Source organism: Variovorax sp. PMC12, from assembly GCF_003019815.1.
GTDB lineage: Bacteria > Pseudomonadota > Gammaproteobacteria > Burkholderiales > Burkholderiaceae_C > Variovorax.
Genome location: NZ_CP027773.1, coordinates 327902 through 354141, shown reverse-complemented (window position 1 = coordinate 354141; position 26240 = coordinate 327902). Strand labels below are relative to the sequence as shown.

General features: G+C 67.0%; 21 protein-coding genes. 6 read left to right on the top strand and 15 right to left on the bottom strand.

The features are described 5' to 3' along the window. Positions 1 to 18 precede the first annotated feature (18 nt). From C4F17_RS01580 to C4F17_RS01550, 7 genes are all read right to left on the bottom strand, one after another. Positions 19 to 1899 (bottom strand): bifunctional sugar phosphate isomerase/epimerase/4-hydroxyphenylpyruvate dioxygenase family protein, encoded by a 1881-nt coding sequence (locus C4F17_RS01580; RefSeq protein ID WP_106934035.1) that lies wholly within the window; start codon positions 1897 to 1899, stop codon positions 19 to 21. A gap of 134 nt (positions 1900 to 2033) precedes the next feature. Continuing rightward, on the bottom strand, positions 2034 to 2798 hold the full coding sequence (locus C4F17_RS01575; protein WP_106934034.1) for an alpha/beta fold hydrolase: 765 nt from the start codon (positions 2796 to 2798) through the stop codon (positions 2034 to 2036). After that, positions 2795 to 4015, bottom strand: coding sequence for a multidrug effflux MFS transporter (locus tag C4F17_RS01570; RefSeq protein WP_106934033.1), 1221 nt, complete (start codon positions 4013 to 4015; stop codon positions 2795 to 2797). The genes C4F17_RS01575 and C4F17_RS01570 overlap by 4 nt, the downstream gene beginning before the upstream one ends. Further along, on the bottom strand, positions 4012 to 4455 hold the full coding sequence (locus C4F17_RS01565) for a carboxymuconolactone decarboxylase family protein (protein ID WP_106934032.1): 444 nt from the start codon (positions 4453 to 4455) through the stop codon (positions 4012 to 4014). The genes C4F17_RS01570 and C4F17_RS01565 overlap by 4 nt, the downstream gene beginning before the upstream one ends. Beyond that, positions 4452 to 5663, bottom strand: a complete 1212-nt coding sequence (pcaB, locus tag C4F17_RS01560) for a 3-carboxy-cis,cis-muconate cycloisomerase (protein ID WP_106934031.1) — start codon at positions 5661 to 5663, stop codon at positions 4452 to 4454. The genes C4F17_RS01565 and pcaB overlap by 4 nt, the downstream gene beginning before the upstream one ends. A gap of 16 nt (positions 5664 to 5679) precedes the next feature. Then, positions 5680 to 6513, bottom strand: coding sequence for a shikimate dehydrogenase family protein (locus C4F17_RS01555; RefSeq protein WP_081267041.1), 834 nt, complete (start codon positions 6511 to 6513; stop codon positions 5680 to 5682). Positions 6514 to 6544: 31 nt separating this feature from the next. Next, positions 6545 to 7468, bottom strand: a complete 924-nt coding sequence (locus C4F17_RS01550; RefSeq protein WP_106937403.1) for a shikimate dehydrogenase family protein — start codon at positions 7466 to 7468, stop codon at positions 6545 to 6547. Between the two features lie 199 nt (positions 7469 to 7667). On the opposite strand from C4F17_RS01550, the gene C4F17_RS01545 reads away from it, so the two are divergent. After that, a complete protein-coding gene (locus C4F17_RS01545) occupies positions 7668 to 8453 on the top strand; it encodes an IclR family transcriptional regulator domain-containing protein (protein ID WP_081267039.1) in 786 nt (261 codons plus the stop codon). 13 nt (positions 8454 to 8466) lie between these two features. On the opposite strand, the gene C4F17_RS01540 is transcribed toward C4F17_RS01545, so the two are convergent. Then, positions 8467 to 10941, bottom strand: coding sequence for an SEL1-like repeat protein (locus tag C4F17_RS01540; RefSeq protein WP_106934030.1), 2475 nt, complete (start codon positions 10939 to 10941; stop codon positions 8467 to 8469). A 153-nt stretch (positions 10942 to 11094) separates the two neighbouring features. Here C4F17_RS01540 and C4F17_RS01535 point away from each other — a divergent pair, with 153 nt between their 5' ends. The 5 genes from C4F17_RS01535 to C4F17_RS01515 are packed head-to-tail and all read left to right on the top strand — an operon-like array spanning position 11095 to position 15665. Beyond that, positions 11095 to 12102 carry a Bug family tripartite tricarboxylate transporter substrate binding protein gene (locus tag C4F17_RS01535; protein WP_106934029.1) on the top strand — a complete coding sequence of 336 codons (1008 nt, stop codon included), beginning with the start codon at positions 11095 to 11097 and terminating at the stop codon, positions 12100 to 12102. A gap of 25 nt (positions 12103 to 12127) precedes the next feature. After that, the gene (locus C4F17_RS01530; RefSeq protein WP_106934028.1) at positions 12128 to 12793 is read left to right on the top strand and encodes a response regulator; all 666 of its coding nucleotides are present in this window, start codon (positions 12128 to 12130) and stop codon (positions 12791 to 12793) included. Positions 12794 to 12799: 6 nt separating this feature from the next. Beyond that, positions 12800 to 14212, top strand: coding sequence for a sensor histidine kinase (locus C4F17_RS01525; protein ID WP_106937402.1), 1413 nt, complete (start codon positions 12800 to 12802; stop codon positions 14210 to 14212). A gap of 18 nt (positions 14213 to 14230) precedes the next feature. Continuing rightward, a complete protein-coding gene (locus tag C4F17_RS01520) occupies positions 14231 to 15247 on the top strand; it encodes a tripartite tricarboxylate transporter substrate binding protein (RefSeq protein ID WP_106934027.1) in 1017 nt (338 codons plus the stop codon). Positions 15248 to 15266: 19 nt separating this feature from the next. Further along, a complete protein-coding gene (locus C4F17_RS01515; RefSeq protein WP_106934026.1) occupies positions 15267 to 15665 on the top strand; it encodes a DUF6194 family protein in 399 nt (132 codons plus the stop codon). On the opposite strand, the gene C4F17_RS01510 is transcribed toward C4F17_RS01515, so the two are convergent. The 7 genes from C4F17_RS01510 to C4F17_RS01490 all read right to left on the bottom strand — a co-directional run bounded on the left by C4F17_RS01510 (position 15662) and on the right by C4F17_RS01490 (position 26195). Beyond that, entirely contained in the window at positions 15662 to 16882 is a 1221-nt protein-coding gene (locus C4F17_RS01510) for an ROK family transcriptional regulator (protein ID WP_106934025.1), read from the bottom strand. The genes C4F17_RS01515 and C4F17_RS01510 overlap by 4 nt on opposite strands. Further along, positions 16875 to 17672, bottom strand: a complete 798-nt coding sequence (locus tag C4F17_RS01505; protein WP_081267032.1) for an ATP-binding cassette domain-containing protein — start codon at positions 17670 to 17672, stop codon at positions 16875 to 16877. The genes C4F17_RS01510 and C4F17_RS01505 overlap by 8 nt, the downstream gene beginning before the upstream one ends. Further along, a complete protein-coding gene (locus tag C4F17_RS01500; protein ID WP_081267031.1) occupies positions 17672 to 18631 on the bottom strand; it encodes an ABC transporter permease in 960 nt (319 codons plus the stop codon). The genes C4F17_RS01505 and C4F17_RS01500 overlap by 1 nt, the downstream gene beginning before the upstream one ends. Positions 18632 to 18647: 16 nt before the next feature. Next, positions 18648 to 19658 (bottom strand): sugar ABC transporter substrate-binding protein, encoded by a 1011-nt coding sequence (locus tag C4F17_RS01495; protein WP_106934024.1) that lies wholly within the window; start codon positions 19656 to 19658, stop codon positions 18648 to 18650. 494 nt (positions 19659 to 20152) lie between these two features. After that, a complete protein-coding gene (locus tag C4F17_RS32665) occupies positions 20153 to 20542 on the bottom strand; it encodes a hypothetical protein (RefSeq protein ID WP_159053584.1) in 390 nt (129 codons plus the stop codon). A 539-nt stretch (positions 20543 to 21081) separates the two neighbouring features. Next, positions 21082 to 21495, bottom strand: a complete 414-nt coding sequence (locus tag C4F17_RS32660) for a hypothetical protein (protein WP_159053583.1) — start codon at positions 21493 to 21495, stop codon at positions 21082 to 21084. Continuing rightward, positions 21492 to 26195 (bottom strand): RHS repeat-associated core domain-containing protein, encoded by a 4704-nt coding sequence (locus C4F17_RS01490; protein WP_106934023.1) that lies wholly within the window; start codon positions 26193 to 26195, stop codon positions 21492 to 21494. The genes C4F17_RS32660 and C4F17_RS01490 overlap by 4 nt, the downstream gene beginning before the upstream one ends. Positions 26196 to 26240: the final 45 nt, after the last annotated feature.

Here is a 26240-nt window from a genome sequence, read left to right as displayed (position 1 = left end):
GTTGACAAAAAAACCTAATCAATCCTGCGCCTGGGAAGCCATGCGCGCCGGTGCGTTGAGGGCACCGTAGGCGTCGTAGTTGCCCACGCGCTGTGCGACCTCGAAGAACAGTCCCCCCTCGAAACTCTCCGTATAGATATGCAGGTAGTCGCCGGCCGCCGAGCGGTCGAACAGCACGCCCGCCGCGCGCATGCGCGCCAGCAGTTCGGGCGCGAGGTCGATGCGCGTCGCGAGGTCGTCGTAGTAGTTGTCCGAGATGGGCACGAAGCGCGTGCCGTTGGCGCGCAGCTTGGCGGCGGTGTCGAAGATGTCCGCGCAGCTCAGCGCGATGTGGTGCACCGCGCCGCCGCCGGTCACGCTCAGCGTGCGCGCGGTGCGGGTGCGCTGGCTCAGCGACACGTTGAGCACCAGGCGCAGGCTGCGGTCGGCGTTGGCCACGCCGCGGCTGCGGATGAGGCCGAAGGGGTCGGCCAGCTCCAGGCTCTCGCCCGGCTCCAGGCCGAGCACGGCGCGCGTGAACAGCACCCAGGTGTCGAGCTGATCGACCGCCAGGCCCAGCGCCACGTGGTCGATGCGCTGCAGGCCGGCGTCGGATTCGTCGGGGCCGCCGTCTTCGAGGATGAAATCGGCTTCGTACAGGCCGTTGGCGCCCAGCGCCTCGGGCACGAAGTGAATGAGGTTGCCGCCGGGCGCGACGACCGCCGGCACGCGCAGCTCGTTCGGGCCGACCGGGCTGTCGTGCCGCTGCGAGCGCATGGCGGTGGCCCGGCCCACTGCCGCGAGCGGATCGGCGCAGCGCACGCCCAGCGCGCAGACCGAAGTGCCGTGCGCGTCGAAGCGGCTGCGCGCGAAGGAATCGGGCTGGGCATTGACGATCAGGTTGACCTCGCCCTGGCGGTACAGCGTGACGGCCTTCGAACGGTGCCTGCCCACGCGGCGAAAACCCAGCTGCTTCACCAGCGCGGCCAGCGTGAGTGCCGAGGCCTCGTCGGCCGCGAACTCGATGAACGACAGGCCCGACAGCGCCGGCACCGGCGGCGGATTGAACAGCTCCACGCGCTGCGGCTGCACCGGCGTGCCGGCCATGCGCTGGCGTGCTTCGCTCTCGAGGTAGAGCAGCGAGCGCATCGCGTCCACGGCGGTGCGGCGGTTGGGCGTCTCGCGGAAGATGTCGTTGAAGATCTCCAGCGACAGCGGCCCGGTGTAGCCCGCGCGCAGCACCTGCGTGAAGAAGCCGATCACGTCGAAGTCGCCCTGCCCCGGGAACGAGCGGTGGTGGCGCGCCCACTGGAGCACGTCCATCGACAGCAGCGGCGCGTCGGCCATCTGCAGGAAGAAGATTTTTTCGCCGGGGATGTCGGCGATGCCGGCCGGATCGTCCTTCAGCGACAGCGTGTGGAAGCTGTCGAGGATCAGGCCCAGGTGCGCGTGGTTCGCCTGCCTGACGATGTTCCAGGCCTGGCCGTACAGCGATGTGTGCCGGCCCCAGGCCAGCGCCTCGAAGCCCACGCGCAGGTTGCGGCGCGCGGCACGCTCGGCCAGTTCATGCAGTTGGGCCGCGGCCAGCGCGGGGTCGTTCACGGCCAGCGGCGAGGTGTTGGAGCAGCACAGCACCAGCGGCGCGCCCATGGCTTCCATCAGGTCGAACTTGCGCTCGGCGCGCTCCAGGCTGCGGCGGAACTGCGGCTCCGGCATGCCTTCGAAGTCGCGGAACGGCTGGTACAGGTCGATCGACAGGCCCAGGTCGGCCGTGATGCGGCGCAGTTCGGCGGCGGTGCCCTTGAAGTTGATGAAGTCGGCCTCGAACAGCTCGATGCCGTCGAAACCCGCGGCTGCGACGGCTTCGAGCTTTTGGCGGAGCGTGCCGCTGAGCGAGACGGTGGCAATGGAGCGATGCATGGGGGTGGACTTTAGAAACACCCGGCTCCCACCACAATCTATTCAGCGGCCCTCTGATCGATCATCGATCACATGCGTCCATTATTCGCACGAAATACGGGATACACCTAGGCCGCCGGTGTAGCGCCCAGCCCTCAAAGACTGCGCCAGAAATCGATCAGCAGTTGCGTGAACTCCACCGGGCGCTCCACGGCGCTGACGTGCGCGGCGTCGATGGTGGCCAGCTGCGCATGCGGAATCGCGCCGGCAATGGCCTGCGACATGGCCATGGGCGTGGCCTCGTCGCGCAGCCCGCCGATCACCAGCGTGGGCACGGCGATGCGGTGGTTGCTCTCGCGGAAGTCGATGGCGGCCACGGCATTGCAGCTCTCGATGTAGGCCTGCGCGTCGGTGCGCACGAGCACGTCGTGCAGCGCCTTGGCGGCGGCCGCACCCTCCGGCGTGGTCACGAAGTCGGGCGTGAGCCAGCGCGACACCGCGCCGGGCGCGATGGCGGCCACGCCTTGGGCATTGACCGTCTCCGCGCGCGCGCGCCACGGGGCCTGGTCGGGGTAGTGCGCGGACGAATTGGCGATCACCACGGTCTTCAGCAGCTCGGGGTGGCGCACGGCCAGCGCCTGCGCGGTCATGCCGCCCATCGACAGGCCGACGAAATGCACCGGCTCGCCGCCGGCCTCGCGCCGGATGAGCTCGGCGGCGTCTTCCGCCAGCGTCTCGATGCGCAGGGGGCCCGGCACCACTTCGGAGGCACCGTGGTTGCGGTGGTCGTAGCGGATCACGGTGTGGGCCCGCGCGAGCTGGGCGGCCACGCCGTCCCACATGGTCAGGTCGCAACCGAGCGCATGGCTGAGCACGACGATCGGGCCGTCGCCTTCGCGAACGACATTCAAACGGGTCATGGTGTGGTTTCCTTTGTCGGATGTTGAAGACGTGGCAGCCAGAAGAATGCGATGGCCATCAGCGAAACGCCGGCCAGCAGCATGGGCACGACCATCGGCCAGGCGCCGTAGGTGTAGTCGGTATCGACGAAGCGCGCCGCCAGCTGCCCCACGCAGAACGCGACCATCATCATGCCGAAGCCGGACCACGACACGGCCCGGCCCGCCAGGTGCGGCAGGTCGCCCACCGCGCCCGCCTGCCCGCAGGGCTGGTGGATGCCGTGGCCGAGGCAGTACACCGCGTGGCCCGCCAGCAGCGGCACCGCGCTGAGCGGCAGCAGCCAGCAGCCGAGCGCCTGGATCACCGCGCCCGTGATGCTGAGCGAGGCGCCCAGCCGCACGGTGCGCACCGGCCCGTAGCGCCGCAGCAGAGTGCGGCACATGGTGGTGCTGAAGATGTAGACCAGCGAGCCGCCGGCCGGGATCCAGCCGTACCAGGCGGGCGACCAGCCGAGGTAGCCGATGTAGACCATCGGCGACAGCAGCAGGAAGCAGAAGAGCCCGCCGTAGGTCGACGCGGCCACCGAGGCCCAGGCGCGGAAAGAGCGGCTCGCGAACACGGTGCGGGTGCTGCCGCGCGGCGCGGAGAGGCCGTCCTCGCTCATCGGTCTGCGCGTTTCGGCGAACGAATGCCAGCACATCGCGAACAGCACCGAGGCATAGACCGCCATCGCCACCATCACCCAGCGCCAGCCCGCGCCCTGCACCAGCCATGCGCCCAGCAGCGGCGCCAGCAGCCCCACCACGCCCAGCCCGGTGAGGCCGCGCGCCATCACGTGCGGCCCCTCATGCGCCGGGTACAGGTCGCGCACCGCGGCACGCGAGCAAACCAGGATCGCCGCCATCGAGAAGCCCTGCAGCGCACGCCAGCCCGCGAGCAGCGCCACGCTGTCCGCGAACGCACCGCCCAGCGCTGCAAGCACATAGCAGCCGAGCCCGGTCAGCAGCACCGGCCGCCGGCCGAAGCGGTCTGCCAGCGGGCCGCATAGCAATTGCGCAAAGCCGAAAGCCAGCACGAACAGCGTGAGGCTGGTGCTGGCGGAGCCGAGCTCCTTGGCGATGGCGGGGAGCGCCGGCAGGTAGCTGTCGGTGGCCACGGGCTGCGCCGCCAGCAGCAGCGGCAGCAACAGCGCGAAGCTGACGTCGAAGCGGCCCTTGCGGGCGACCGGCGGGCTCACTGCGCGGCGGTCGCCGGCGTCGCGGGCAGCAGGCCCTTCTCGCGCAGGATGCCGGTCGCGATGCCGAAGGCGTGGTTGGCCACCGGCACGCCGCAGTAGATGGCGGCCATCATGATCACTTCCTTGATGTCTTCGGGCGTGAGGCGCGACTCGGGCGGGCCGTCGAGCGCGGCGCGCACATGCATGGCGAATTCCTCATACGCGTGGATGCCCAGCATCATCGACAGCACCATGTAGCGGCGCGTCTTGTCGCCCAGCGCGGGACGGCCCCAGATGTCGTTCCACGCATGGCGCGTGATGAGTTCCTGGAACTCGGCGTTGAAGCCGTTGCGGTTGGCGAGCGACTTGTCGACCCATGCGTCGCCGAGCACGCGGCGGCGGTTGACGAGGCCGGCTTCGTAGACGCCGGGTTCCACGGGCGGGTTTTCGGGGGCGGTCATTGGGCGAGTTCCTTGTCTGTGAGCCGGGCCTGCATCGCCTTCACTTCGGCGAGGGCGGTCTGTCCGGCGTTCATGGCGAGCGCGGGGTCGAACCATTCGTCGGCCGCGTCGCGCGGGAGTTCGGCGCGCAGCCGGTCGATGTTGGCGCGCATGCGCGCGGCGTCGACCTGCAGGCCCGGCAGCGCACCGGCCATGGCGCGCACGCTGCCGTGCGCCGACATCAGCAGTTGCGGCCATTCGGCCAGCTCGGCCTGCCAGGCGCCGAGCGCGCGTTCGTGCTGTTGCGGCATGGCGCCGAGCAAGGCGGCCACGCGCTGCGGCGCGCGATGGGCGGCGGCAATGGCCACCATCGACGCCACCGGGTTGCGCTTGTGCGGCATGGCCGACGAGCCGCCCCGGCCGGGTTCGCTGGGCTCGGAGACTTCGGCCACTTCGTACTGGCCCAGCAGCGCGATGTCGACCGCGATCTTGCCGAGGCTGCCCGTCATGAGGCCCAGCTCGCAGCCCAGCGCCACCCATTCGTCGCGCTGCGTGTGCCACGTCGCGCCGGGGTCGCCCAGGCCCAGTTCCTTGGCCATGCGCTGGCGCACGGCCGCGCCCTGCCCCTTCATCTGCGCGAGCGTGCCGACGGCGCCGCCGAGCTGCAACTGCAGCGCGTGCTTCGCGGCCTCGCGCAGGCGCAGGCGGCTGCGCACCAGCGGCGCGGCCCAGCCGGCGCACTTGAAGCCGAAGCTGGTGACCGAAGCCGGCTGCATCAGCGTGCGCGCGAGCATGGGGGTTTCCGCATGCTCCGTCGCAAGGCGCATCAGGGCATCGGCCGCCCTGGCCAGGTCGGCTTCGACCAGCGCGACCGCCTCGCGCGTGACCAGCGCCATCGCGCTGTCGATCACGTCCTGGCTGGTGCTGCCGAAATGCACATAAGGCGCGGCCTCGGCGTTGAAAAGGCTCACGGCCTCGCGCAGCGCCTTGACCAGCGGAATGGCGACGCTGCCGGCACGGCCGCTCTCGCGGACGATCTTGGCAACGTCGAACAGCTCGACCTTGCAGCTGCTCACGATGGAGTGCGCGGCGCTCTCGGGAATCAGCCCCTCGGCGGCCTGGGCACGCGCCAGCGCGGCCTCGAAGCGCAGCATCGCGTCGACGAACGCGCGGTCGCTGAACGCGCCCAGCGTTTCGGATGTGGAGAGAAAGCCTTCGAAAATGCTCATGCGGTGACTCCGCCTTTCAATATTTCAGTTGGGCCACGGCACGCAATTCTTCTGGGGACGCCGTACCAAAGCCGAAGAACTCCAGGTACGCCGGAATCATCTCGAACAGCATGTCGGTGCCGACCTGCACCTGGCAGCCCTTGGCCTTTGCGGCCTCGAGCAGCGGCGTGTATTCGGTCTTCATGACGACCTCGCCGACGAAGGTCGAAGGATCGATGCGGTCCACATCGAAAGGCAGAGGGTCGCCCTCCTTCATGCCCAGCGGCGTGGCGTTGACGACCACGTCGTAGCCGGCCGGGTCTTTCGAGCCCGTGCTCACCTTCATCTGCGGATAGTGCTCGCGCAGCCGCGCGGCCAGCGCACCGGCCGAGGCTTCGCTCATGTCGAACAGCATCAGCTCGGCGGCGCCTGCCGCGGCTATCGACGCCGCAATGGCCGAACCCACGCCGCCGGTGCCCGACACCAGCACCCGCGTGCCCTTGAAGAGCCGACCCTTGCGCTCCACGCCGCGCACGAAGCCGGCGCCGTCGAACTGGTCGCCCAGCAGCGTGCCGTCGGGCCGCTTCAAGATCGCGTTGCAGGCGCCGGCGACGCGCGCCGTGGGCGTCACCTCGTCCACCAGCGCCATGGTCGTGACCTTGTGCGGCATCGTCACCAGCGCACCGCGCAGGTTGCTGAACTTGAAGATCTGCGGCAGCGAGGCCGCGTAGTCCTCGGGCTTCACGCCCATCGGCACCACCACCGCGTCGATGCCCTGCTTGTCGAACCAGGGGTTGTAGATCATCGGCGCCTTGAAGGCTTCGGTCGGAAAACCCAGGTGGGCGATGAGCGTTGTCTTGCCGGAAATCATGTCGAGTCTCTTGAATGGGAAAAGGCGTGGCTCAGGCCACGCTGGGTGAGTGATAGCGCAGGGGCTTGGCGATTTCGCCGTGCATGGCTGGCGGGTAGATGATTTCGCGCAGGAAGTCGGCGTCGGCGCGCAGCGCCTCGGCCGCTTCGGCGTGGCCGAAGTAGCGCAGGTAGTGCGGCATCTGCTGGATCAGCATCTCGAAGCCGGCCTGCGCATTGAGCCCGCGCGCGCGGGCCGCGCGCACCAGCGGCGTGGGCTGGTTGCGCAAAAGAATGTCGAACAGCGCGGCGTGGCTGTCCATGCGCGCCACGTCCACGGGCAGTGCGTCGTCCTCGACCAGCCCGAGCGGCGTGGCGTTGATGACCAGGTCGTAGCCTTCGGGGGCGTTGCTGTCGACGGCCACCACCGTGGCGTCGAAGAAGGCGTCGAGCTTGGCGGCTACGCCCGCGGCCTTGCCGGCGGCGCGGTCGAAGAACGAAATGTGCGCGGCGCCGTTCACCACGCCGCCCTCGGCCAGCGCCACGCCGATGGCTGCGGCGCTCACGCCCGCACCGAGGATCAGCACGCGCTTGCCGCGAAAGGGAATGTTGCAGTGGTCAAGCGCGCCGATCAGGCCTTCGCCGTCGAACAGGTCGCCCTCAAGCTGGTCGCCCTCGGTGCGGCGCACCACGTTCACCGAACCCGCCACGCGCCCGAAGAGCCCGCAGCCGTCGAGCAGGTCGACCACCAGCGGCTTGTGCGGCGGCGCGATCACCATGCCGCGCAGGTTGCGCGCCAGGAAGGCCGACTTGAAGAACACCGCGAAGTCGCGCACCGGCACCTGCATGGGCAGCAGCACCGCGTCGATGCCGAAGCGCTCGAAGGCCGCATTGAACATGCGCGGCAGCCGCACGTTGCGAACCGGGTCGCCCGGAATCAGGTACGCCTGGGTGCTGCCGCTGATGGAATGGCTCATGTGCTTGCTTCCGTTCGTCAATCGCTCTTTTCGAGGCCGGATGGCGAGCTTTATAGTCGCTTCAGCCCAATCATGCAGGGCTGCATACCTCAAAGCGTTCGATAATCGAACTGTAAAAATCGTTAATCGTTCAAATCGAGGGTTTTTACCTGCACTGAATACCAACGCCAACCGCATCGCCGCAGGCACACTTCCGCCCATGAGCAAGGACGACTCGACACCTCCCGCAGGCCTGGACAAGCGCGACTGGATTGCCGGCCTGGAGCGCGGCGTGAGCATCATCGAGGCCTTCGACGATGCCAACCCGCGCCTCACCGCCAGCCAGGCGGGCCAGCGCACGAACATGACCCGCACCGCCGCGCGGCGCTACCTGCTCACCCTGCAGCACATGGGCTACGTGGCGAGCGACGGCAAGCTGTTCTGGCTCACGCCGCGGGTGCTGCGGCTGGGCCGCTCGTACCTGGAATCGGCCCGGCTGCCGCGCGTGGTTCAGCCTTTTCTGCAGCGCGTGGCCGCCGGCACCAACGAGATCGCCTACCTCAGCGTGATGGACGGCGACGAGGTCGTCTACATCGCGCGCAACGGCCCGAACCGCAGCATGAGCACCGGCTATGTGCTGGGCGCGCGCGTGCCGGCACAGGTCACGGCCTCGGGCATGCTGATGCTGGCGCTGCGCAGCGACGCCGAGCTGAACGAGTGGCTGGCGACCAAGCAGTTGACGGTTTTCACCTCGCACACCATCGCGAGCATGGAGCGCATGAAGCTGGAGCTGGCGCGCATACGGGCGCAGGGCTGGGCGCTGTCGGAGCAGCAGCTCGACCTGAACTCGCGCGGCATCGCGGCGCCCCTGCGCGACCGCCACGGGACGCTGGTGGGCGCGCTGAACATCACGATGCCGATGGGGCACGAGAGCTCGGAAGACGCGGTGGCGCGGGTGCTGCCCGTTCTGCGGGAGACGGCGCAGGCGATGCGCAACCTGATCTAGCTGTCGGGCAGTACTAGTACCAGAACTTCCATCCGGGCTTGCCGGTACCGCCCACCTTGCCGGGGTCGGGCGTTGCCACACCCGACCGCTGCAGCGCCTCCAGCCGGTCGCGGGCCGTGAGGCTGCCGGCCTCGATCGCCTTCGCATACAGCTCGGCCGCGCGACGCAGGTCCTTCGGCACCAATTCGCCGTATTCGAAGATTTCGCCCATATCCTCGCCCGCATACGGGCTGCCGGAAGCCATGGCTCGCTGGTACCAACGGATGGCCTGCGGCACATCCATCTCCACGCCAAAGCCGCGCCGATAGCGAAAGGCAACCTGCAGTTGCGCATCGGCATGCCCTTTGTTCGCTGCCTGCAGATAAAGCAGGAACGCGACCGGCAAGGACTCCGCGATCTCGGGGGTGTAGATGCGCCCGGCCAGTTCATGGAGGGTGCCTGCATCGAGCCGTGAAGCATCGAGCAGCGCCGCGGCGCCTTGCGAACGAAGGGCGGCATTCGAGTCCAACACCATCGCTCGCAGGCGGGCCTTCGCGTCGAGGAAGTCGTGCTCGGCCGCCAGCTTCATCCAGCGCACTGCCTGCTCGACATCGCGTGCCACGCCTCGACCGTCGGCATACATGCCGGCAAGGCTGTACCACGCGGCGATGACGTTCTTTTCAGCCGCATTCCGGTAGAGCGACAACGCCATGTCGAAATCCTGCGCCACGCCAAGCCCATGCTCGTACTTGTCGGCCAGGTTGTTGATTGACGCGGCATGCCCCTGGGCAGCGGCCTGGGCGTAGAGTTGCACGCAGAGCTCGTAATCCTGAACGACGCCCCGGCCGTCCTGAAGACACATGGCCAAGTGGTACTGGGCGTCCGCGAATCCGGCAGCGGCCGCATGCCTCAGCAATGTCACGGCTTTGGCTTCGTCCCTGGCCACACCCAAGCCCTCCTGATACATCATCGCCAAGCGCGTCAGCGCGACCGGATCGCCCTTGTCCACCGCGCGGCGCAGCAGGCCCAGCCCTTTGGAGGGGTCTGGCGCGAGCACGCCACCTTCCAGGTAGATGATGCCCATCTCGCGCTCGGCCGGCGCGTAGCCCGAGTCGGCTGCGCTCTGCCAGAGGCACAGCCCTTGCCTCTGGTCGCGCTCGAGCGCAAGGCCGTGGAACTGAAGGTTGCCAAGCGCGAACTGCGCATGCGGCGCTCCCCGCAGCGTTTGGTCGAGCGAGCCGTTGACTGCCTGCTGCTGGAGAAAACGCACGCAAGCCGTGACGAAATCAGGCGACTGCCGCGCAACGAATACCAGCGTGTCCCTCGCCTCGTCCGGCGACAGCGTCTGCCTCGTGCCATTGCAGAGTTGGATCCGCAGCCCGGCGGCCTCCCCCGCCGCCTGCCCAACCTCGATCACGCACGAGGGGAAAAGGCCTCGGCCGGACAACACCGCGTCGCCTGTCATCGCGTGCCGTCCGTCGGCGTAGGCAACCACGTCCCGATCTTGCTGCCGGGCTTGCGTCTCGACGGCCTGCGCTGCGTCGCGGAAGCGCGCCCATGAGCCCGACGGCCAGTTGAAGTGCTGGATACCGGCCTCCAGGGAGCGATTGAACAGCCCCTCGGCCTCGGCCGGCACGCTGCCTTCGATCAACTGGGGCTTGAAGATCGCAAAACCGTGCGGGTCGGTCGCGGCACGGTACGGGAACACGACGGTGACTGCCAACGGGTTGTCGCCGTGGCAACGCAGTTCCACCACGATGGCCGTGCGCCCCTTGGGCAGCCCCACACTGGCCTCGCAGGCGAACGCGGCATGGCGGGGACCGCCCTCTTCCTGCGCCAAGGCGGCACGGCCGCGCTGCAGCGCCCCGTCAGCCGTGTCGTCGAACATGGCCACCAGAGAGAAGCGCTCGCCATCCGCATCGGGCCGCAGCAATGTCGGCGCCAGGACCGTGCCCCCCGACACCATGAACATCGAATAGGAGGCGAGGAAGCCGAGCGAGTGCACGGCCGCTGCCCAGGCCACTGGCCCCGCGTGGTCGAGCCGCGCGCCGCAGCCCGCCACGTAGTTCGCGCAGGTGGGCGCGAGGCCGGCGCCGAACAGCTTGTCTTCGATCCATACGAGTGGCAGCAACGCCACGCCGACATCCCTGGCAATTGCCACGATGCGCGACTGCGTGCCTTCCGCCAAGCGTGCGGCCGAGCCCAGCACCTGTTGCGCCGATGCGAAGTCGTGCCAGCCGATGCGCGCGCCAGACTTCTTCACGACGAAGCTCACGAGGTAGTAGGCCAGCAAGTCACAGAAGTTGCGCCCGCCCGGCGTTGAGAGAAATGCCTCGCGCTCGGGCTTCACCTTGGCCCTGATCTGATCGAGCAACGTGTTCACCCGCTCGAGGCTGGCATGCGAATAGTCGAGCCGAGCCTGGCTCAAGGCCTTGCCGAATGTCCACCCGCCCTCCGGCTCCTTGCCTTGCGCATAGCAATCCAGAAAAACTCGCGCCGCATTACTCATCGGCTTTTCCTCCCTCAGTTTTCTCTTATTCGACAAATGTAACGTAAAGAAACAAATTCAGGGTGGTTGGCACGGACGCAGTGACAGCATTCCGACAGCATCCGCCGGGCAGGATGCGCGCTTTCAATACCAAAGCGCTGGAGACACAAGCCCATGTCCGACCTGTTCCCGAACCACACACACATGAACCGCCGCCACTGGCTGCAGGCCGGCGGCTCCCTCGGCCTGGGCGGCCTGCTGCCCTCGCTGGCCTCGGCGCAGGACGCCTGGCCCAGCAAGTCGGTCCGCTTCGTCGTGCCCTTCGCGCCCGGCGGCAGCTCGGAAATCGTCGCGCGCTCCACCGCCGCCGAGCTCTCGCGCACGCTGGGCCAGAGCGTGTTCGTCGACAACAAGCCCGGCGCGGCCGGCAACATCGCGATGAGCGAGGTGGCGCGCAGCACCGACCAGCACACGATCATCCTGGGCCACATCGGCACGCTGGCGGTCAACCCGTACATCTTTGCCAAGCTGCCCTACGACGCGAACAAGGACTTCAAGCCCGTGAGCCTGCTGGCCAAGGTGCCCAGCCTGTACGTGGTGCACCCGGACGTGCCGGCCAAGAACCTCAAGGAGTTCATCGCCTATGCCAAGTCGAAGCCGGGCAAGCTCAGCTACGGCTCGGCCGGCAACGGCAGCGCGGGGCACCTGGCCTTCGAGTACCTGAAGATGACGGCCGACGTGTTCATGCTGCATGTGCCCTACCGCGGCACCGGGCCGATGGTGACGGACCTGCTCTCCGGCCGGCTCGACGCGTCGGCCATCGGCGCGGCGGCGATCATTCCGTTCATTAAGGCCGGCAAGGTGCGCTGCATCGCGACCGGCTCGGCCAAGCGCCTGGCGCAGCTGCCCGACGTGCCGACCGTGGCCGAGCAAGGCTTCCCCGGCTTCGAGATGACGCAGTGGTACGGCATGCTGGCGCCCGCCAACATCACGCCCGCGCAGATGGCCAAGCTGTCGGCCGAGACGATGAAGGCGGTGAAGTCGCCCGACTCGATGCAGCGGCTGACGGCCGATGCGGCCGAAGCTGTCGGCGGTACGCCCGAGCAGTTCACTCAGTTCATTGCGGCGGAACAAGCACGCTGGCAAAAGGTCATCGCAAGGGCAAACATCAAGCCGGATTGACTGGCGCAGCCCCTAGCATCGGCCCATGCGCATTCTCCTGGCCGAAGACGAACACACCCTGGGCACCTGGCTCTGCAAGGCGCTGGAGCACGCGGGCATCCAGGTCGAATGGGTGGACGACGGGCGTCTGGCCGATCGGGCGCTGCAGCAGCGCGACCACGATGCGCTGGTGCTCGACCTGGGCCTGCCCGGGCTCGACGGGCACACGGTGCTGCAACGCCTGCGCGAGCGCGACCAGCGGCTGCCCGCGCTGATCCTGACGGCGCGCGACTCGCTGAACGAGCGCGTGGCGTCGCTCAACGCGGGCGCGGACGACTTCCTCGCCAAGCCCTTCGCGCTGGCCGAACTCGAGGCGCGGCTGCATGCGCTGGTGCGCCGAGCGCGCGGCGTGGAGCATCCGCGGCTGGCCTGCGGGCCGCTGGTGTACGACGGCGCGCGCCGACATTTCACGCTGAACGGCGAGGCGCTCGCGCTGTCGCCGCGCGAACTGGCGGTGCTGCGCGTGCTGGTGCAGCGCAGCGGCGAGCCGCTGTCGAAGCAGCAGATCCTGGAGCGCGTGTTCTCCGACGACGAGGAGGTGCATCCCGAAGCGGTGGAAGTCTTCGTCTACCGGCTGCGCAAGCGGCTGGACGGCAGCGGCGTGCGCATCGTCACCCTGCGCGGGCTGGGCTATGTGCTGGAAGCAGACTAGGTGGGCATGCCGTCGTTGCGGAATGCACGCCTGCGGCGCGCCAGCCTGTGGCAGCGCCTTGCGCTGCTGCTGTTTCCCGCGCTGCTGGTCGTGACCGGGCTGGAGCTGTGGATGACGCGTCACGACGCGCTGGCCGCAGCCAACGCGGCCTACGACCGATCGCTGCTGGGTGCGCTCAAGTCGATCGACGCCAACATCTCGACCGCGTCGGGCGGCCTCTCGGTCGAGCTGCCGTACACGATGCTCGAGTTCTTCGAGCTCACGGCGAGCGGCCAGGTTTTCTTCAGGGTGTCGACCTCCGACGGGCTGGTCGAGCTGGGCAGCGCCGACCTGCCCGCGCCGCCGGTCGCGCTGAAGATGGGCACGCCGGTCTTCTACGACGCCACCTACTTCGGCGAAGCAGTGCGGCTGGCCGCCTACCGCCGCGACCTCGACCGCGCGCCGGCCGGCAGCACGGGCCGCAGCGTGCTGGTGCAGGTGGGAGAAAGCACGCGCTCGCGGCAGGCGTTCACCGCGCGCCTGGTGCGCAGCGCGGCGCTGCGCGACGGCCTGGTGCTGGCCATGCTGCTGTGCGGCACCGCCGTGGCGCTGGCCGCGGCGCTGCGCCCGCTGTCGCGGCTGGCGCGCGAAGTGCAGGCGCGCACGCCCGACGACCTCACGCGCATCGCCGAGGCCGACCTGCCCGCCGAGGTGCGCCCACTGGTCGCCGCGGTCAACCAGCAGATGTCGCGCACGCAAGACCTGGTGACGCAGCAGCGCCAGTTCCTCGACGACGCGTCGCACCAGTTGCGCACCCACCTCACCACGCTGCAGATGCAGGCCGACTACGCCCGGCGCGAGCAGGACCCGGCGCAGATCCAGCTCGCGCTCGACGCGCTGGCCACCGAGATCGGCCGCGCGACGCGCAGCGCGCAGCAGTTGCTGGCGCTCGGGCGCAGCGACACGGTGCCGGTCGAGCCGGCCGACTTCGACATGGCGGCGCTGCTGCGCGAGGTGGCGGTCGACCTGCTGCCGCTGGCGCGCGCCAAGCGCATCGACCTGGGCATTCACTCGCCCACGCCGGAGTTCATCGCCGTCGCCGACCGCGGGCTGATGCGCGAGGCGCTGAGCAACCTCGTGACCAATGCCATCGCCTACACGCCTGCAGAGGGCACGATCACGCTGTTCGCGGCCGGCGACGCGGCGGGCTGGAGCCTCAACGTCGAGGACGACGGGCCCGGCTTGAACGAAGAAGAGCGCGCCGCGCTGGGCCAGCGCTTTCGCCGTGGCGCGCGCGCCGGCAAGGGCGGCTTCGGGCTCGGCCTGGCCATTGCGCGCTCCATCGCGCAGCGGCACCATGGCGAGCTGCGGCTGGAGGCACGCGAGAGCGGGCCGGGCCTGCATGCGATCATCTGGTGGCCCCGTCCGGCGGCGCACTGACCAGCCCGCCCCCACTCAATGCCCGCGCCCCTTCACGCCAACCGCCGCCACGCCCTGCGCGCGCTGTCCGCGCTGCTGTTGCCCGCGAGCCTGCGCGCGGCGGCGGCCGATGACCCCTCCCTCGAAGCCGCCGAGTGCGTGATCCCCGCCAAGGCCGGCGGCGGCTTCGCGCTGACCTGCGCGCTCGCCCGCGACGCGCTGCAGGCCGTGCGCCCCGTTCGCCCGCCACTGGCCCAGCGCTATCTGCCGGGCGGCATCGGCGCCGTCGCGTTCGACCGCATCGCCACCGGCAAGCTCGGCGGGCCCGGCACGCTGGTCGCGTTCTCGAGCGGCTCGCTGCTCAACCTGGCGCAGGGGCGCTTCGGTCCGCATCCGCCTTCGGCCGTGCGCTGGATCGCCACGCTCGGCACCGACTACGGCGTGATCGCCGTTCACCGCGACTCGCCGTACAAGCGCCTGCAGGACCTGATCGCCGCGCTGCGCCAAGACCCGTCGCGCATCGCCTTCGGCGCGGGCGGCACGGTCGGCAGCCAGGACTGGGTGAAGGCCGCGCTGCTGGTGCGCGCCGCGGGGCGCGACCACAAGGCGATGCGCTTCGTGTCCTTCGAGGGCGGCGGCGACGCGCTGGGTGCGCTGCAGGGCAAGCATGTCGACGCCTTCCCCGGCGATGCGGCAGAGGCGCTGCAGGCCATTGCGGGCGGTGCGGCCGTTCGGCTGCTCGCGGTGCTGTCGGAAGAACGGCTCGGCGGCGCCCTCACCGGCGTTCCGACCGCGCGCGAGCAAGGCGTCGAGCTGGTCTGGCCGACGGTGCGCGGCCTGTACCTGAGCGCTGACGTGCCCGAGGCCGCAGTGCGCGCCTGGACCGCCGCCTTCCGCGAGGCAAGCGCCGCGCCGGGCTTTGCCGCGTTGCGCGAGCGGCATGGGCTGTATCCCTTCGCGCTCACCGGCGCCGCGCTGGACGACTACGTGCAAGCGCAGATCGCCGCCTACCGCAAACTGGCCGACGGACTCGGCCTGCGCCGCTGGCCGTCGTGAACACGGGCAAGATGGCGGCATGACCGAAGACGCCATCACTGACTACCTGATCGACATGCTGGCCGGCGGCCACTTCCAGATCGCCGACGACAACACCTTCTTCTTCCACGACGGGGACAACAAGTTTCCCTTTGCCACGATCGTGACCAAGGACAGCGAGTTCGACAGCGCCTCGCGTCTGGACCGCCCCGGCGTGTTCCGCCTGAACATTGGCGTAGGCAAGGAGCGCTTCCGCGCGCTCTTCGGCGAAACACCGCCAGCCATCGACCCGGCCGCGCCGGACACGCTGATGCCGCACCCCGTGTACGCAAGGATGCACTGGGTGAGCGTGATCTCCCCCAGCGCAAAGACCTTCGAGAAAGTGAAGCCGCTGCTCGCCGAGGCGCTGGCCCTGGCAAGAGCGCGCAAGGCGGGCTAGGCCGCTTTCAGGAACACGTCGTGGTCCGGCGCGAAGTTGGCGTGCAGCGGCAACATCGCGCCGCCCAGCGCACAGGCTTGCGCACCCGCCCTGCCCCCGTGCAGCCGCGGGCGCCACAGGCCTTCCCAGTTGCAGCGGTCCAGCGCGGCGCGCGTGCGCTCCAGCAGGGCCTGCAGCAGCAGGCGTGACATCGACCCGTCCATCACCACATCGGCCAGGTCGAGCATGGCGGCGCCATTCACGATGGCGTGCGCGAGCGCCTGCGATGCGTTGTCCAGCCAAGCCTGGGTGGCGGCTGCGAAAGGCGCCTGCAACGCGCGGTCGTCATAGGCCGCCATCGCGTCCAGGCCCTCGCCCGCCAGGCGCTGCTCCAGCTCCCAAAGCGAGGCCTGCGCCACGAGCTGCGCCGGCAGGCCACTGCCGCCGGGCGGCTGCATGGGCAGCGACGCCAGCGCGCCTGCATTGCCGTGCGCACCCGTGTGCAGGTGCGAGTTGATGACAAGCCCGCCGCCCACGAAGGTGTCGACGAAGATGTACAGAAAGCTCTTCAGGTCATGCCCGCGCCCACCCACCAGCTCTGCCACGCAGGCAGCCACCGTGTCGCGCGCAAAGCTCACCGGCACGTCGGTGCGCGCACGCACCTCTGCCGCCAGGTCCATCTGGTTCCATAGGTCGGCCTGCGCCTTCGAAAGGCCCAGCGTGCGGTGCCAGCCGCCAAGCTGGAACGGCGCGGCCAGCCCCACGCCCACGTTGCGCACGGCCAGCGGCCCCAGGCCGTCGCGCAGACGGTGGATGTGCTGCGCAATCTCGGGCAGCAGCTCGTCGACGTCGGGAAAGTCGTAGTGCACGAGGTGTCGTTCGCGCACTTGCGTGGTGAAGTCGATCAGCAGCCACTCGGCGCCGCGCCGGCCGACCTTGATGCCGATGGAGAAAGCGCCGTCGGGGTTCAGCGCCAGCGGCACCGAAGGCTGGCCGATCCGTCCGCGCACGCGGTTCTGCTTGACGATGAGCCCGTCTTCTTCCAGCCGCGCGGTGATGAGCCCGATGGTCTGCGCGCTCAGCCCCGTGAGCCGCGCAAGGTCGGCCTTGGGCAGGCTCGCATGGACGCGCAGCGCCTGCAGCACCGTGCGTTCGTTGAACTGGCGCATGCCGACCTGGTTGGAGCCGCGCAGCCGCAGCAGGTCGGGCATGTGCGCGGCAGTGTCCGCATCAGGCATGCGCCTCCGCTGGCAACTGGTCGGCGGTCATGGCGCCGGTCATCACGGCGACGGTGTCGCTCATGCTGATCTTCTTCGGGTCGAGCACGGCCGCGCGCTTGCCCAGCCGCGCCACGTGGATGCGGTCGGCCACCTCGAACACGTGCGGCATGTTGTGGCTGATGAGCACCACGGGCAGGCCCCGGTCGCGCACGCGGCGGATCAGCTCCAGCACCATGTTGCCCTCCTTCACGCCGAGCGCGGCGGTGGGCTCGTCCATGATGACCACGTGCCGCGCGAAGGCCGCGCTGCGCGCCACCGCCACGCACTGGCGCTGGCCGCCCGAGAGCGTTTCGACCGCCTGCGTCATCGACTGGATGCCGACCTTGAGGTCGGCCATGCGCGCCGTGCTCTCGCTGAGCATCTTCTTCTTGTCGAGCATGCGCAGCACGTTGCCCATGAAGCCGGGCCGGCGCAGCTCGCGGCCGAGGAACAGGTTCTCGTAGATGGTCATGGCCGGCGCCACGGCCAGGTCTTGATAGACCGTCTCGATGCCGGCGCGGCGCGCGTCCAGGGGGTTGCGGAAGTTCACCGGCTTGCCGTCGAGCAGGATCTGCCCTTCGTCGGGCACCACCGCGCCCGACAGCGCCTTGATGAGCGACGACTTGCCCGCGCCGTTGTCGCCGATCACCGCAAGGATTTCTCCTTCGCGCAGCTCGAAGTCGACACCGTCGAGCGCCGTGACCTGGCCGTAGCGCTTTACCAGGCCCTTGGCCTGCATCACGATCTTGGGATTGGTGACGGTGTTCATCAGCGGGCTCCCCGGCGCGAGAGTTGGTCGGCAGCCACCGCCAAGATCACCAGCACGCCCGTCACCAGCACCTGGTAGATCGACGACACGCCCATTAGCGTGAGGCCGTTGCGGAACACGCCGACGATCAGCACGCCGATCAGCGAACCCAGCACGATGCCGCGCCCGCCGAACAGGCTGGTGCCGCCGAGCACCACCGCCGTGATGGCGTCGAGGTTCTCGGTCTGGCCCGCGTTCGGGTCACCCACGCCGGTGCGCGCCACCGACAGCAGCGATGCGATGCCGTAAAGCACGCCCGCCGCCACGTACACGCCCAGCAGCACGCGCTGCGTCGGAATGCCGACCAGCCGCGTGGCCTCCGCGTTGTTGCCCACCGCATAGATGTGCCGCCCTGCCGCCGTCTCGCGCAGCACGAACCAGGCAAGCGCATAGAGCGCCACCATCAGCACCGAGCCCCACGCGACCTCTGCATTGCCGATGTTGAAGGTGGTGCCCAGGCCGGTGAGGCCGCCGGGCAGGTCGGTGATGGTCTGCGACGACGAATACAGCTGCGTGATCGCGAAGGCGATGTTCAGCGTGCCCAGCGTCACGATGAAAGGCGGCAGCTTGATGCGCGTTACCAGCAGGCCGTTGAGCAGGCCGAACAGCGTCGTCACGCCGATGCCGCACAGGATGGCCAGCGGCGCCGGCATGCCCAGTTCGGTGGCGAACTTGCTCATGATGATCCCGCCCAGCGCCATCACCATGCCGCACGACAGGTCGATGCCCGCCGTGAGGATGATCAGCGTCTGGCCGATGGCGATGACGCCGACCACCATCACCTGCTGCAGGATCAGCGAGAGATTGCCGCCCGTCAGAAAGCGGTCGGACTGGGTCGCAAAGAAGATGCATGCGCCAAGCAGGGCCAGCCACGGCCCGAGGGCGCCCCACGGAATGTGGTGCGTTGAAGACTTCGCCATCTAGAGGTTCCGCCGTTTACTTCTTGCCCCAGCACAGCTCGGTGCCGGTCTTGGTGTCCTTGCTGTCGACGCCCGCCACGCTCTTGCCGGCGATCAGCGTCACGCCGGTGTCGACGTAGCCCGATGCCTTCTTGCCCGTCTTGGCGAATTCCACGCCCGCGGCCACGCCCATGGCAGCCATCTTCAGCGGGTATTGCTGCGAGGTCGCGGCGATGATGCCGGCGGCCGTGTCCTTGATGCCCTGGCAGCCCCCATCGACCGACACGATCATCACGCCCTTCTCCTTGCCGGCGCGCTTGAGCGCGTTGTAGGCACCGGCGGCGGCGGGCTCGTTGATCGTGTAGACGAGGTTCACCTCGGGCGCCTTCTGCAGGCAGTTTTCCATCACCGTCTGCGCCTTGGCCTGGTCGCCGTAGCTGTCGGCCATGCAGACGATCTCGGGCGACTTCGACAGTTCGTTCGACTTGGCGTCGTTGGCCGGCAGGCCGAAGCCCTTCATGAAACCGTTGTGGCGCTGCGCGCCCACGGGGTGGCCCGGCAGCAGGTCGAGCGCGACGATCTTCGCCGGCTTGCCCGCCATCGCGGCCTTGGCGTATTCGCCGATCAGCACGCCGGCCGTGTAGTTGTTGGTGGCGAACAGTGCGTCGGTGGCATCCGGCGGATCCGCCGGGCTGTCGAGCGCGATCACCATCACGCCCTTGTCGCGCGCCTTCTTGATCGCCGGCACGATCGCCTTGGCATCGCTCGGCGTGATCAGGATGGTCTTGGCGCCGGCCGCGATCATGTTTTCCATCGCCGTGATCTGGCCCGCGTTGTCGCCGTCGGCCTTGCCTGCGCCGGAGAGCAGCTTGGCACCGAGCTTCTTGGCTTCTTCCTGCGCGCCTTCCTTCATCTTGACGAAGAAGGGGTTGGTTTCGGTCTTGGTGACGAGGCCGATGACCGGCTGGTCGGCGGCGAAGGCGCCGCTGGCGGCAACGAGGGACATGGCCGCGATGGCCAGGATGGTGCGGGGGCTGCTGCTGGGCATGGTGTGTCTCCTTGAGCGGGCGCTGGGCGATGCGCCCTGCGGTTTTGGATCCGGATCGCTGGCGTTGAAGGCGGGCGTCCGGGCGCAAGGGGACTATCGGGCAGAGGGGCGACTAAATCAAGGCGATTTAGTTATCGGAAACCCGGAGATGAAATGGAGCCTGATGCGGTCACCACAGCGGAGAGACGGGTCGGCGTATGGAGACCTGAATCAAACAGTTTTCGAGACTTACCTTGGGCGTCGCATGGCCGGTATCCGGTGCGTCGCAGCTGCAGGTGACGGCGCTCAGCGCCACCGCGCTCGTCCAGCGCAGCTGCATCAGCGGCGCGAGCGAGATCGACTCGCGATGTAGCTCTCGCCGCACGCATCGATCACTGACCTGCCTGGCTTTCTCTGGGGTGAGCATCTCCGGCCCAGCCGAAACAGCGTCGTGGCGGGAGGCTGACGCCATCACACACTGCTATCGCATCACAAGAATTCGATCTTTCAGTGAATCACTTTGAAAAATCCAAACCCGTTGGTCCAACCTCATCGATCAGAACAAAGTCCTTGGGATCGGCCAGCAAAAAATCATCCTTCACCAATACAGCCAAAACCTCCTTCAAATAGCCTCCTCTATCAACAATCACATTGAGAGGCAGATCATGTGGAACCGCACTCCTCCACAAAAGATCGTCGGAATAATTGGAGATCAAAAAGCATAATCCATTGATCACATTTGATTTTGAGACTGGTCCAAATTCCGAAAATCTACGCTTCATCTCTTCAAAAAGAGCTTTTCTATTTGCAGGCAGGTTGATGTCAAAACTCTCCAATTCCCCATCACTTTTTTCAAGCAAAAAATCATACAAGCCACGCAAATAATTAAGATTCAAGGATTTCATGCTTGAGGCATCCCGTGGAAGTATCACATCATCAGGTTGTGCAGCAGCTTGCCGCCCGCGTGCCTCAGAGGATCTTTAACCGGGGGCCGGGTCGACGATGCTGTCTGCCGGGTCGAACGCAAACTCGCGCTCGAGTCAGCTGTTGGCCTCCAGCAGCCGGCTCACCGGGTCGTACGGTAGTTCAGGTTGCCTCGGCGGCTGTCGTCGATGCCAATCATCTGGTCAGCATTGTCGCAGCTGTAGCGGCGCTGGATGCCCTTGGTCGATTCGATGGCGCCTGGCCTGGTGCGCGAGATGTGCTGTTCTAGCAGCCGGCTCGCCGGGTCGTATTTCTGCCGCTGGCTCAGTCCGTTTCCTTGCTCGCGTGCAAGCTCCGGGTGCAGGTCGTCGCGTTCGAAGCCCAGGATAGCTATTACTCCGGTGCTGAGTCGACCAAGTATCTATCTGCTCGCCGTTCCACAAAGTTCCTGCTCGACGTCGTAGACACCGCCATCACTGGCTTGCTCCAAGTGCGCTCGATCGCCCCTGCAACTTACTCGTTATCGACGACCATTGCTGGAAATCATGCTTTCAATTGAAGAAAATTTCGTAAAAAATACTTGCGTATCATATTTTCTACCTCTTCTCGAAAAACTATAAAACTCTGCTGGCGCGAAATCCCCTTCGACAAGAAATTTCTTGAGCAGGAATTCCGCATATTCAAGTGCCTCGTCGGAAATAAAAAGCATCAATCTCCCATCCCTAATTTCCAGATGATTTTCATCTTTTCGCTTGAGCTCTATTTCCGCGGCATCAACCACATTTCTTGTGTACTGCAAACAATCAATCACGACCGCATCAGTCACCTGGTTGAGAAAAAATGAAACAGCGTCCAGAAATTTTATAGCGCCTTCTCGATCGAATCGTATTGTTAATTCGTCTTTACTAAACGGACCGATGTTAAAAATTATCATGAGCAATCCAAAGGAACATGAACATTTTTCGTCACTAGAAAATTTCCTGTTGGCTGGCCATTATTAATTTTTGGCGACAAGAATTCGAAATGAACATGAGGCGTGTTCGGAACGTTCGGTGAGCCCATGCCATGCCCTCCTGAATAATCGCTGGGTCCAACTCTGAATTGCCGAGTGCCATCGATGCTTCGCCATTTTCCGGGGCCAACTTTCACCATTTCGTCTCCGAGAAATTTATCTCTAGTAACACCAATTGCAGATGGGCATATTCTTCGCCGCCATTCCGACAACTGTTGGGTCGAAGCCTTGCTCGAGCTGTCCTTGCCAGAGACGACCGTCGGAGATCTTCCAGTTGAGACATATTTCAAGCCCAGAGGATCGATCCACTGCGTGGGGCTTGGTACATATAAATGCAGGTGCCCGCCACCGGCCAAGCCAATTGGATCGGAACTAGCAAATGTTCCGCCGACCGGATCGTAGTACCGATACCTGTTGTAGTGCAGCCCCGTCTCTTCATCCCAATACTGCCCCTGAAACCGAATCGGATTCCTGAACCCCGCTCTTCTCCCAGCCTCGCTGATCGCCTCCCTCGCCTCCCCCCACGCCTTGTACTGCGCCGACCAGGCAACACTGCCTTCATGGTCCGTCAACTCCTGCGGTGTTCCAAGATGGTCGCACTGGTAGAACGCCATCTCCTTCCTGTCGAACGCCCGCGGCACCTGCCTCTGCTCGCCGTTCCACAGCGGATCCTGCTCGATGTCGTAGACGCCGCCGTTAGCTTCCATCAACGCCTTCGCATCCGTCGTCTCGCTCAGCGCCATCGCGCGCGCCTGGCGCACCTGCACCAGCGGCACGAACGAGTTCGCCTCGTGGATGTAGTGCACGCTCCAGCCGTGCTCGCCGCCTTCCTCCATCGCTGACTTGCTCTGCGTGCTCTCGAACGCGAGCACGTCGCCGTCCCAGCCGAACAGTGTCGTGGTCTCGCCAGAACTCTTGGAGAGCCGACGACCCAGCGCGTCGTAGCTGAAGGAGGTGGTGATGCCGCGCTGGTCGGTCGCCGCCGTCATGCGGTTGAAGCCGTCCCATGCGAAGACGGTGCGCCAGCCGTGGCGCACCCGCTCGGTCATGTTGCCGCGTTCGTCGTAGCGGTAGCTGGTGCCGGCGTAGTTCTTCAGCAGGTTGTCCAGCAACTTGTTGGCAGGGTGCCTGAGCGGGTCGTTGGTCGCCGGCGGGTCGACGATGTTGCCCGCCGGGTCGAATGCAAACGTCTCGCGCCCCACTCGGCTGTTGGCCTCCAGCAGACGGCCCACCGGGTCGTAGCGGTAGCTCAGGTTGCCTCGGCGGCTGTCGCCGATGCCAATCAGCTGGCCGGCCTTGTCGTAGCTGTAGCGGCGCTGGATGCCTGTGGTCGATTCGATGGCGCCAGAACTGGTGCGCGAGATCTGCTGCTCGAGCAGCCGACCTGCCGGGTCGTACTTCTGCCGCTGGCTCAGGCCGTTGCCCTGCTCGCGTGCGACCTCGCGGTGCAGGTCGTCGCGCTCGAAGCCGAGGATGTCCTGGCCGTCGATCATCAGGCCGTGCACGTGGCCTGAGCCGTATGTCAGCCATTGGATGACGTGCCCGTCGGGCCGCACGGTGGCGATGCGCTGGTTGAGTTCGTCGTAGCGGTGCTGCCAGACAGCCGTGCGCTTGCGCTGCAGGTAGTGGTGATGCTCGCGCGTCAGGTTGCCGGCCGGGTCGTAGAACCATTGCAGGCGCGCGTCGCTGTTGGTCGCCTCCAGCAGGCGGCCGTTGCGGTCGTAGGCGAAGCGTTCGGATTGGCCACCGGCGCGGCGTTCGCTCAAGCGGCCGAGTGGATCGAATTCGAGTTCGGTGCGGTGGCCCGCCTCGACCACTTCGGCGAGCACGCCCGTCGTCTCTTCGTGCACGTACTGCGTAGCCTTGCGGTCGAAGCCGGTTTCTTCCAGCAGGCGGCCCACCGGGTCGTAGCGAAAGTCGTATCGGCTGCCGTTCTCGTTGTGCAGTTCTGTCAGGCGGCCCAGAAGGTCCCAGTGGTATTTGAGCGAGCGGCCCGCGGCGTCGGTGCGGCCGGCGATCAGGCCGGCGCGCGTGTAGCTGTAGCGCGTGGCGCGCCCCAGCGCGTCGGTGTGCTTCAGCAGCCGGCCTTCGGCATCGTGCTCGAACTGCTCGCTCGTCTGGTCGGGCGGCACGATTTCTTCGAGCTGGCCGGCAGCGTAGCGATATCCGGTCGCGTTGCCGGCGGCGTCGGCAGCCTTGGTGAGCCGGCCTCGTTCGTCGTAATCCCAGCGGCTGGTCTTTGCGGAGCAGTCGGTGTAGCTGAGCAGTTGGCCCGACGCGGAGTAGGCGAGCGTCTTCACGCCGCCCTTGGCATCGGTGATGCGCACGGGCCTGCCGGCCTTGTCGTAGGCGTACTCGGTCTTGTGCCCCAGCGGATCGATCTCTTCGGTGAGATGGCCCTGCGCGTCGTAGTCGCGCTTCCACACGCCGCCCTCCGCATCGCGGATGCCCGTCAGGCGATGCAGGCTGTCGTACTCGTAGTGGACCCGGCTGCCGTCCGCGCGCGTGTGCGTCTGCAGGTTGCCGTCGGGGTCGTAGGTGTAGTCGTCGGTCGTGCCGTCGGTATGCACGTGGCGGGTGACGTTCTTCGCGTCATCGCGGAAGAACCACTCCTGCAGACCGTCCGGATGGATGATGCGGTAGGTGTAGCCCTGGATGTCGTAGTAGTGCCAGGTCTCCCCGCCCAGCGCATCGGTCACGTAGGTCAGCCGGATGTTCCTGTCCCACTCCAGCTTCAGCGCGAAGCTGCCGTCGTCGGACCACTCGCGCACGGCCTTGGCGTCGGGGCCGGTGCCGTCGTACTCGAGGTTCATGCCCCGGCCGGTGCGGTCGGTGTAGCGGGTCACGAGGTGGTGGCTGTAGGTGTAGCGCCAGCTCGCGCCGTCCTCGTCCTGCGCGGCGACGAGGTCGCGCTGCGCGTCGTGCGTGTAGGCGGCCAATTGACGCACGACCTGGCCGTCCTTGAGCTCCCACAGCGACTGGATAAGCCCGGTCTGCGCATCGGGCTTCGTGCCCACGTGCGCCATGACGGCTTCGCCGTGCTTGCTGATGATGTCGCTGAGCACGCGCTCGCCCGTCTCTGCAATGACGTGGTCGTAGCGCAGGCCGATGGCCATGCCATCCTTCGCCTGCTGCGCGACAAGGCGGAAGTGGGGCTGCTTGCCGTCGACGTACTCGTAGATCTCGCGCCACTCGCTCTGCTCGCCTTCGGGCAAGGGCTTGCCGAAGTCCAGCACCAGCAGGCTCTCGCTCAGGCGCGAGACGCGGACTTCCTCGATCGCGTCGAAGTAGCTCTGGCCCGCGGCCACAACCGGATACGCATGGCTGCGGCCGTCGGCGGCGTGGTGGAGCAGGCTGAGCTGGCCCTGGCGTGCGCCTCGCGCGGGCGTGGTGATGTCCACGCGCATGCTGTAGGGGGTGATCCAGCGTGCGCCCAAGCTGCCATGGTCGAAGGCATCGAGGTCGCTGGCGTAGGTTCGCGCCCATTCGATCGGCAGCGGTGCTGCGAGCACGAAGTCGGTGTGGGTGAAGCTCTCGTTGCCTGTGGCAAGGCTGATGGAAGCCCCTTTGCGTGCCGGCGCGGGGCAGTTCTTGCAGCCTGCGGTCCCTTGTGCACCGGCTTGCTTGTTGATGTGACCGAGCTGCGTCCCGGGATTTTCTTTTTCTGCCTTGGCTCCCGCCTGCGGAGCCACGATCGCCGCGCGCTGGCCTTTCCTCTTCAGCAGCGCGTCCCGCAGCTTGTGCAGCAGCCACATGATGCTGGCCTGCGACTCCTTGTCCGCCAGCCTCGAGAGCTGCCCACGCAGCTGCTGCTTGAAGTCCAGCATCTGCCCGATCACACCGTTGACCCTGCTCGCGACGCCATCGGGCAACTGGCTCGCCGCCGCCTTCGCCACGTAGTTCGCCGACTGCTTGGTGTAGCGCACCGCCGTGCCCCACATCCGGCTCCACGTGCTCTGCGTCTTCGGGTCGTGCACCTTGGTCTCCGGCGACGCGGGCGTGCCCACCGCGAACAGGTCCTTCTGGCCCAGCACCCGGCGCATCACGTCCACCAGGTTGTCGATGATCTTGTCGGCCAGGTCCGCGCAGCTCTTGAGGATGCCGTCGAGCTTGGCGATCGCCCCATCGATGAACTTGTCCAGCTCGCCCATGATGGTGGCGTTCAGGTGCCCCACCAGCGTGGTGACGATGGCCTCGCCCAGGTTGGAGGCCGCCGTCGTCAGTTGCTGCCTCACCAGGTGCAGCGTGGGCCGCAGGCTCATGCGCGCGGCCGCCATGCTCGGCGGTATCGGAATCAGCCCGATCAGGTTGATGCCCAGGCTCACCCAGTTCAGGAACGCATCGACGCTGTCCTTGGCCTTCTTCTCGACGATGTTGATGACGTCCAGGAACACATCCACCAGCGCCATGATGTTGCCGACGATCGGGATGCTGCCCAGAACCATCGTCAGGCGCTCCAGCGTCACGTAGCCGCCGCTGAACGAACGCAGCCACTCGTCCACCGCCTTGCTCGCAGCGGCGACGTCTTCCTTCACGATCGTGTTCAGCGGCGCCACCGCCGTCTGGGGTTCGCGCTCGGTCGGCTTCTGGCCTTGCTGTTGCGGGCCCTCTTTTTCTGCCATCTTCTCTCCCTGCCTCTGGCTGATGCCTTGTCTTGTCAGTGCTGT